1 protein-coding gene is annotated in these 373 nt (G+C 55.2%); it reads left to right on the top strand.

Going from position 1 to position 373, the window contains the following annotated elements; translation table 11 throughout:
• On the top strand, window positions 1–373 hold a 373-nt coding region (locus ACH0CI_RS28255), incomplete at both ends, for a hypothetical protein (RefSeq protein WP_406902666.1).

Here is a 373-nt window from a genome sequence, read left to right as displayed (position 1 = left end):
ACAGGTTCTACTGGAGCTACAGGCCCTACTGGGACTGCAGGGATTACTGGAGTTACAGGCCCTACTGGGACTGCAGGAATTGCTGGAGTGACTGGGCCTACCGGAGCTACAGGAATCACTGGAACTACAGGTTCTACCGGAGCTACAGGACTCACAGGAACTACAGGTTCTACCGGAGCTACAGGTTCTACTGGAGAAACAGGTTCTACCGGAGTGACAGGTTCTACTGGAGCTACAGGTCCTACCGGAGCTACAGGAATCACTGGAGTGACCGGGCCTACTGGAGCTACAGGGATTACCGGAGTGACAGGTTCTACTGGAGCTACAGGTCCTACCGGAGCTACAGGAATCACTGGAGTGACCGGGCCTACTG

This window comes from Priestia sp. 179-F W1.4 NHS (genome assembly GCF_045369295.1).
GTDB lineage: Bacteria > Bacillota > Bacilli > Bacillales > Bacillaceae_H > Priestia > Priestia zanthoxyli.
This window is presented reverse-complemented; position numbering and strand designations above follow the sequence as displayed.